Source organism: Croceicoccus sp. (assembly GCF_983967925.1).
The window spans coordinates 1-7,950 of sequence record NZ_CFETID010000054.1 but is presented as its reverse complement, the minus strand read 5'-3'; the positions used below and the strand labels follow the sequence as shown (position 1 = coordinate 7,950).

General features: G+C 64.0%; 4 protein-coding genes. All 4 read right to left on the bottom strand.

What is annotated here, in order from left to right:
- Positions 1 to 179: 179 nt before the first annotated feature.
- A complete protein-coding gene (locus AC4FIJ_RS16190) occupies positions 180 to 791 on the bottom strand; it encodes a hypothetical protein (protein WP_067468607.1) in 612 nt (203 codons plus the stop codon).
- Positions 792 to 1,566: 775 nt separating this feature from the next.
- Positions 1,567 to 2,085 carry a hypothetical protein gene (locus AC4FIJ_RS16185; RefSeq protein WP_067468604.1) on the bottom strand — a complete coding sequence of 173 codons (519 nt, stop codon included), beginning with the start codon at positions 2,083 to 2,085 and terminating at the stop codon, positions 1,567 to 1,569.
- A gap of 351 nt (positions 2,086 to 2,436) precedes the next feature.
- Complete coding sequence (locus AC4FIJ_RS16180) at positions 2,437 to 5,832, bottom strand: UvrD-helicase domain-containing protein (RefSeq protein WP_067468904.1); 3,396 nt, start codon at positions 5,830 to 5,832, stop codon at positions 2,437 to 2,439.
- Positions 5,832 to 7,829 carry a PD-(D/E)XK nuclease family protein gene (locus AC4FIJ_RS16175; protein ID WP_490337664.1) on the bottom strand — a complete coding sequence of 666 codons (1,998 nt, stop codon included), beginning with the start codon at positions 7,827 to 7,829 and terminating at the stop codon, positions 5,832 to 5,834. The genes AC4FIJ_RS16180 and AC4FIJ_RS16175 overlap by 1 nt, the downstream gene beginning before the upstream one ends.
- Between the last annotated feature and the right edge of the window lie 121 nt (positions 7,830 to 7,950).

Genomic DNA, 7,950 nt, shown 5'->3' with positions numbered 1-7,950 from the left:
CAACCTGCTGCAATGCGACCGACCGCCCATTGCGTAAATTGCAATTGGCGGAGACGAACAGCTCATATGCTGACGTTACCTTGGTCAATCAAGAACTGCTTGAATAATCGGCCTGCCAGATTTTTTATCAGGCACCCGCATGGCATCATGCGCTAATTGCTCTCGCGTCGCGCTCTCGCTCACGGAGCGTCCATGGTCGATAGATATCCTGCTTCAGGAGACCAATAGCCCCAGAAACTTTTCGACCATTCATCCTTCATGGTAATGAGAAGAGCTTTACATCGCCGTCGCTCCCCTCCAGACCTTTGCATTTCGGGACTACGGCGCATTCTCGTAACATTTTTTAAGGAATGGACTACCGGGTTCGAACGCACGAAGAACAAGGGTTTGAAATCGGAAAAATCTACTAGGTCGAGCAAACGGTAGTTCCCCGAGGAGCCTGCAGCACAGATCGTCGCGGGAAGCTCCTTGTCCCAGATTGCAAGCATGGAAAAGCCGTTCTTGCTTTCACGGAAGCGAAACCACCTGTACTCGAGGTCAAGCGTTGCTCGTTTTGCGAACCGTGCATGCTCCATCGATCCAGCTAATAACGAGCCCCGTTTTTCGAGCACGATGTCCGTTTCTGACCAACAATCGTACTTGGACCGAAACCTTATCTTCTGGTGCTGGTGCTTGTTCAAGGCACCTCCGGACTGAGCGATCCCCGGCTTGAGATCGACGTCGGAAAGGAAGTTCGCACAGCTTCTGCTGATCATTGCCCGGGCCATAATCTTTTCGCGCACTTTTCGCATTCCAGCCTCCTTCAACAAAGATATGGACACAACGGATCAGCTTTTCAGATTTATTTTGTTGCATTGGCGGAAAGGCTGCTTGTCCCCCTGTCTCGCAGCGACTGCTAGGTTGTCTTCTATTGCCTATCTGACCTTCATTTCGCCGATCCACTTTTCGACCGCGTCGAGCGCCCGTTTGAATGCGAGATCGAGGGAGCGCGCGCGGCGCCAGTGCGCGCAACATTTCAGCATGCTCTTCCAGTTCCGATTCCTGACTGTATGCGTTAAGATGCCGTAAGCCAGATCTATCTCGCATGCGGCAGCCGCGCACGAGGCAACAACCAGGACGGCGCAGGAGACACTGTCGCTTTTAACAGTGTCGAACACTGCTCTAGAGGTCGCCCGAGCTCATCTCCCCCTCCCCCCCAACAGCATGATCGCTACCGCCTCAAGCAGCTGCGATGATTGTGAGGGGATGTCTGCTTTCACGAGATGACCATTCCAACAGTGGGCAGTCCGGTCACGGCCCACTTCCCGCCATTTCTAGAGGCCCTCCACAACATTCACCCGTACGGGTGTAGCCGGACACAACCTGCTCCAATCCGACCAACCGCTTATCGCGTAGCCCGCAATCGGCCGAATACTAACGGTTCAATCACTGCCGTTAACCTTCGCTGGTTAAGAAGCGTCAAGTTATTCGCGCCAAAACCGTTATGCTCAGGGCAATCGACCAACGAAGATAGATCCTGTGTGGCGATGCCGGATCGTCCATGGACGATCCGGCGCACTATGAAATCTAGGCCGCCTGGGCGAGGTAAGGCAGGTCGAAGGTATCACCCCGCTCCCACTGCTCGGCTTGGATCGCCATAAGTCGGTTGTAGGCCCTCACCATGTCACCATTTGCCGCTTCGAAGGTCGAGGCCGGTGCTTCCGTGATGTGGTGCAGATCGAGCGCATCGTCGAATCTGTACGCGCCCAGATTGAAGCCGTCTGGTACGAGGGTCGCGCGGTCGTCTTCGCCAGTCAGGCAGAGCATGCAGCTCTCGATGTAGTGCATCCCCCCTCCCATCTGCGCGATCAGGCCGATCTGCGGAACAGGGCATTCTGCAGACTGATGAACCCAGAGGAGCGGGCGGCCAGTTGTCTGGACCCGGGAAGCGAACTGCATCAGGCCGAAAGCGTGAGGAGCCGTACCGCTCAGCATTATGTCCACCTTGTCTCGGAATTCAGTGAAGCGTCCGGACTGGCCGCTCAGCAGGCGAGCAAGGGCGGCAAAGAAGTTGGCGATGCGGTTCTGCTGTTCAATCTGAGTCATTTCAAGTCTCCATAGGCCGCGGGGATCGCATGCCTTTTTCCGCTCTCGTCCAGAGAGCCACCTCCTTTCGTTCTTAAGAAGATCATCAGTCGGCCACGGCCGCTTTGCATCCTAATCTCTCCCGGTTAGAGTTAGACTTGCTGATCTAGGAAACTGCCACTCTTTAGATTTTAGCCCTCATTGCAAAGGAGTGCGCTGTGCGACGATTAGACCGTTCTGCGGATAGGTCGCCAGGCGCTATGGCTGCAATCGGAATTGCAGTTTGGCGAGGTCGTCGGGCGTCGTCTCAGTTCCGAGCAGGTTTTGCGGCGCTCGCGCGGGTCAGCATCGGTTTCCCCCTACCGCAGGCGACTAGGCCTCGAGCGGCGACGGCGCTACAGCGATGATTTCGCCGGTCGTCACCAGCACGATCAGGCCGCGCGTGGTGCCGGTCATATCCAGATAGGCCCGCACCTGAGCGCGGTAGTGATCGACCGTCTCAGGCGTTGGCTGGACGTCGCTCTTCCAGTCGATGACCACCTGCGGCGTCCCATCGGGGGCCCAGCCGATGGCGTCGACGATGCCGGCGGACGCCTGCTCAACCTCATTGAGGAATGTTGACGCATAGACCGGGAGCTCCGGGCTGAGGACGGGACGAAGCTCTGCGATTTCGGGCAAGGCAAGCGTGCGGGAGACGCAGCCGACAAGTTCAGCGGGTGAAAGGCCCTGTGACGGGTCTTCGACCGCCGGCCAGCCGAGCGCCGCGATGAGCGAGCGCGCCCGATCGGTCAGCGCGGCGCTGTCTGGAGCGGTCTCGCCGGTCAACACCTCTTCGAGAAGCTTGTGCAGGATCAGGCCGCGCTCGCGTCCCCCCTGTATGCTGGGGCGTTTGGCCTCGTCATCGGGCTTGCGCTCGTCGCGCGCCGCCCAGATTTCCACCGCTTCCGAGGTAAGCACTGGGCCGACGCTGCTTTCGTCACGGCTGGGCGCCAGCCAGGTCAAGCGGCGATGGCGCTCGGCGATAGCGGCGGCTTCCACTGCAAAGCTTTCGCGGGTCTGCTGGTTGCCTTCGCCCGCCGCCACGGCGCCCATCTCCAGCGGCAGATGAGCCACATCGAGCGCCGGGAGGTCGCCGAGCGAGAGGTCGAGCAACGAAATCCAGGCCGACTTCGACGGCGAGGCGTCGAGGCGAGGCAGAACCAGCAGCTCGCGCGCCCGAGTGGCGGCGACGTACCAGAGGCGGACGCGCTCGCGATCGAGCTCGGCGTTTTCCGCGTCGCGCACTTCGTCATAGCCGGCCGGTTTCACGCCGAAAACCGGGCAGTAGAAGGCGTCGCTTTCGCGATCAGTCACCGCGTTCTCGGCCGGCATGATGCCTGTCATCGTGTTCACCGGCACCACGATCGGCCACTCAAGGCCCTTGGCCGCGTGCATGGTGTAGAGCGCAACGGCTTCTTCCTGCGCGTCGGGCCGCCCCTCGACGGCGCGGGCTTCATCGGTCCATGCAGCGGTCATGGTCTCGGCAAAGGCGCGCAGTCCCCGAACCGCGAAAGCGGAGGTCAGGCTGAGATAAAGATCGACATTGGCGAGCGCCCGCTCGGCCTGGCCCCGGTGGCGGGCGAGCAGCATCGGCCGCACCCGCATCACGTCGACCGCTTGCGACAGCAGGTTGTGCGGCGTGGTATTGTTGGTCCGGCGATTGAGGACTTGCAGCTTTTCGATCACCGAGCGCGCCAACGGGTGGGCGATCGCACTGGTCTCCACGCCGAGGTCGAGGCGCGGCAGGGCTTCGGGATATTCTTCGGACCGGGGCAGCGCCCAGATGATGTCGAGCAGTTCTTCCTCGGTCAAACCGACCAGAGGGCCGCGCAAGAGCGCGCCCAACGCGAGCGTATCGCGGCGATCCGCAAGGATGCGGGTCAGCGCGATGAGATCTTGGATCTCCTGTCGCCTGAACAGGCCTTTGCCGGCCTGGGTGGCGACCGGAATGCCGTGGCGCTCAAGGGCCTCTTCATAACGCCACAGGTCGCTTCCGGTCGGCGCGAGCAGGGCGATGTCACCCGGCCGGCAGACCCGGCTGGCATCGGAGCGACGATCGATGATAATCTCGCTGCCGATCAGGCGGGCGCACAACTCGGCGACAGCTTCGGCTTCCGCATCGCGTTGCTGCTCGGCGCTCGCCTTGCCGTTCTCGTCGGCGACGGTGACATCCAGCGCCGCGACGCAGGGAGCCTCGCCCCGGTTGGAATGGAACGGGTCGAGTGCGGTGAAACCCGGCTGGCCGTCGCTCGATAGCAGCGTTTCGAAGCGCTCGTTCACATAGGTGAGGATTGGCGCGCAGGAGCGGAAGTTGGTGGAAATCGACAGGACGCTGTCGGCATCCTGCGCGATGAAGGCGTCGCGCGCCCGGACATAGGCGCTGACATCGGCGCCGCGGAAGCGATAGATCGCCTGCTTGGGGTCGCCGACCAGGAACAGAGCGCCGGGGCGGATCTGGAACTCGCTCCACTCGGCGGTCGCGCGTCCGGCGGGCGGCTCCCCGCATAGCCGCCAGAAGATTTCGGTCTGCAGCGGGTCGGTGTCCTGGAATTCGTCGACGAGAACCCGTGTGAAGCGCGCGCTCAGCGCGCGGCGGACCTCGTCATGATCGCGCAGCAGGTCCCGCGCGGCGAAGATTAGGTCGTCGAAATCGAGCAAGGCGGCCGAACGTTTGTAGTCCCGGAACCGCTCCAGCACCGGCTGCGCCTGCGCGATCAGATCGGCCAGGACGTGGCTGGCGACATTCTGGAGTAGGAGCTGCCACGCCTGACAGCACGCCGCGTAGTGGCCCTCGGCCGCCGCGTTGAGGCGGTCGCCATCGGCTTTGGCCAGGCCCTCGCGCTTGGCGGCCTCCACCCATTTGCCCTTCTTTCTGAAGGCCAGAAACGAGCCGCTCTTGGTGCAAAGATCGGGGTGCGGCGGCGTCACCAGCAGCCGGATGAGTCCGGCCGGCGTTTCGGCGGTCGCCGCATCCTCCATCGCTTGGGCCATCCCGGCGAGCCGCTCGGCGAACGTCGCGGTCTCGTCCTCGACCGCGGGCGCGGTCTGGATGAAGTCAGAGAAGGCCGCGGTCGCATCATGGAAGGCGCGCAGATGCGGCGCGAGCGGCGTCGCGGGCGGCGCCGACACGGTGCGCCGCTTGCGCAGGTTGGCGATGATCTTATGGATCAGCCCGACGGTTTCGCCGGGGCTTTGCAACACCATTTCGGCGATGATGCCGGCCTGGCCGCCGGAAAGCTGCTCGCGCAGCCAGATGTCGACGATCTCGATGAAAGCGAGGTCGGCCTGGTTGCTGTCCATCACGTGGGCGCCCGGGTCGATGTCGGCTTCGACCGAATAGGGCTTGATCAGGCGCTGGCAGAAGCCGTGGATCGTCGAGCAGGTGATCTCGTCGATCGCTGCCGAGGCCGCCGCGAGGTTGGCCTTGTGGATTTCCGACAGACCGTCCGGAAAAGCGATCCGCAATTCGGTCGGGACCGTGCCCACTACGAGGTCGGCGACGAAGTCGCGGACGCGGATCAAAAGTTCGCTCGCCGCCAGTTCGGTGAAGGTGACGGCCGCGATCGATTTGGGCGCGACCCCTTCGGCCAGCATCGCGGCGATGCGGCCGGCCATGACGGCCGTCTTGCCCGAACCCGCGCCGGCCTCCACCAAGATGGACCGGTCGTGGACGCTGATCGCAGCGCGGCGGGCACTGTCGTCGCGCAGGGCTTTGCTTGCGGCGGTCATCACTGGGCCTCCCAGACTTGCGCGGCGTCGCCGAACATATCGGTAGCGGCGGGCAGCTTGCGTTTGCAGTAGGTGGCGCCAGCGTTCGCCGGCAGGGCGAAGGCGAGGTGGTCATATGTTCCGCCGGTGTCGGGCCCGATGAGGGCGTGCCCGGCGGTCAGGTTGGCGCGCGCCGCCTGCAGATAGCCGGTGATCTCGACCAGGGTGGCTTCCGGATCGGAGAGCTGGAGATCGACCTGCTCGCGCGGGAAGAGCAAAGAGGCGCTGATCGAGATCTCGGATCCGAGCAGCGCCTTGACGGCAAAGGCGTAGAGGCAGCGCTGCAACTCGCGGCCGCCGTCGACGCTGATATCCTCCCTAGGCGGGCGCCCGGTCTTGTAGTCCCGGACCAGGGCGCGCTTGCCGTCGCCCGAAAGGTCGAGACGGTCGATGTAGCCGTTGATCCGGAAGTCCGCGTCGGGGATTTCGACCGGGATGTTGGAATCCCAGGGGCTGTCGGCGTCCGACTTGGGTTCTAAGCCGCCAAAGGCCACTTCTCCATAGGAGCGGGCGTCCGGCAGCCGCTCGTCGTCATAGGTGAGCGCGCGGCTCGTCAGAATGCGGGCGTCGTCGAGCGTCCGGCGCCAGATCACCTCCGGCGGCACAGCGCGTTCGCTCTCCCAGACCCTGGCGATCTCGCGTGCGGCCTCCTGCACGGTGGCTTCGATCTGCGCCTCGTCGGCGTTGGCCAGACCGCCGTCGGCCTCCAACTTCTGGAGCGCCAGATCGAGCGTCATGTGGACGAGGTCGCCCATGCCCAGGGCGTCGAGAACCAGAGGATCAGCGCCGCTTTCGGGCATTCGCAGCCGCATCGCGTAGCGCCAGACGAAGCCGAGCGGGCTGCGCAGGAGGAGGCGAAGCGAGCTTGCCGACTGGGTGCGGTCGAGGATGGCCAACAAGAGCGGGTGTTCGGCGCGCACCAGGCCATCGTGCGGCGTAATCTCCTTGCGGTGCCAGTTGCGCCAGCAGGCCGTGGCGGCGACCGCCTGGGGCGCGTCGGCAAACTCCGGCGGGCGCGCCATCAACCGATCGGTCTCGCTGAAGGCATGAGCTGGGACCGCGTTGCGGCGGACGTAGGTCTCCTCGCCATAGGCGCCGAGCAGCGAGCTGCGGCCGAGGAGCCGCCCTTCACCGTCGCGGCGCGCACGCGACAGCACCACCTGGCGCTCGGTCGTGGCGAGGATCGTCTCGAAGTCCCGGCGATCGGCCGCCGCGACCGGCAGGGGATCGAGATCGGCGGTGGGAATGACGTGGTCGGAGATCAGGCGGTCTTCGGAGATGCTCCGCGGCCAGCGCGACGAATTAAGCCCGATCAAGCGAACGAACCGGCGCGGCGAGGCCGCCAAGGCGCTGGCGGGCATCCAGGCGACCGAGACGCAGGCCTCGAGGCCGTCGTCCTGCTTGAGATTCTCCAGCGTCGTATCGAGCGATCCGGTCGGCCCCGCCAGCAGCGCCTTGCGCCAGATTGCCAGGGCGCGGCCGCTGAGCAGCGCCGCGCCGATCTCCTCGGCGGCGCTGTGGCCCTTGCCCAGAAGCTCAACGACGCCCCGCAAGGTAGGGGTGTGCTCTTGCTCGTCAGGCCAGTCCGCAGCGGTCAGGCGCCCGAGCAGACGCGTCCAGGCCGAGACCGACGCAAGCGGGGCTTCGGTCGGCAAAATGCGCAACCAGCCCGCCGGCAACGTCTGGAGCGGACCGGCCTCGGACCCGCACAGCGCAGCGAGACGGCGCAGCCGGGTCTGCGACAAGCCGCGAACGAGGATGTCGGCGAGCGCGGCGGCCGCCTGACCCTCGCGAGTGGTGGTGACCTTGATCCCGTGGATGAACTTCTCGTGGGACTTGGACTCCTCGGAGAGCACGCCGCCCTCCTTCACCAGGTGGATCTCGATGTCGAGCCCGTCGAGCGTGACCCAGTCGCTGATGTTGCGGTAGAGGCAGCGGTACAAAGCGGCAGTGGTCATATCAGTGTGCTGGGTGAGGTGGATGTCAGCCAGTCAGCGGCGGGTGATATTCAGACCGGTGGAGCAGGCACCCTTGATATTGCGGCGGCTACCGGATCCATTAGTATGGCTGATGGTGCCC

Coding starts and splice junctions, on each gene's coding strand:
- AC4FIJ_RS16180 (WP_067468904.1), bottom strand. CDS start 5,832: ATGACCGCCGCAAGCAAAGCCCTGCGCGACGACAGTGCCCGCCGCGCT.
- AC4FIJ_RS16185 (WP_067468604.1), bottom strand. CDS start 2,085: ATGACTCAGATTGAACAGCAGAACCGCATCGCCAACTTCTTTGCCGCC.
- AC4FIJ_RS16175 (WP_490337664.1), bottom strand. CDS start 7,829: ATGACCACTGCCGCTTTGTACCGCTGCCTCTACCGCAACATCAGCGAC.
- AC4FIJ_RS16190 (WP_067468607.1), bottom strand. CDS start 791: ATGCGAAAAGTGCGCGAAAAGATTATGGCCCGGGCAATGATCAGCAGA.